The sequence below is a fragment of the Eubacterium sp. BIOML-A2 genome (assembly GCF_009680135.1).
GTDB lineage: Bacteria > Bacillota > Clostridia > Lachnospirales > Lachnospiraceae > Faecalicatena > Faecalicatena contortus_B.
Map to the genome: position 1 here is coordinate 1 of NZ_WKZK01000013.1, position 381 is coordinate 381.

Consider the following 381-nt stretch of genomic DNA (forward strand, 5'->3'; position numbering starts at 1 on the left):
TTTCGCAACGGCATATACAGCCCCAGCATCTCCCCGGCCTCCCTGTCATAAAGCTGGCTCATCCAATCGGCAGGAAAGCCCGCCAACTGGGTGGGATCCCGGACCAGGGCAGCGGATGTGGATTGGCTATGCGTGTCTTTTCATCTTCCAGATGTGTATGAACTGTAAGTCGCATCACCTTGTTTATGTACACCTACTGGGGACATAAAAGAACCGACAATTCTATATCCATACGCTGCCCCCGTTTGAGGCCCCACCTTAGAAACGAGCTTTTTCCTGCCGGTTGGATGCGCCAGCTCCATGAAGGGATAGCCGAAAGCCTCCCGGAGAACATCCATGCCCTTTCAAAAACGCTCAAAGCGAACCTTAGAAATTCTTGGT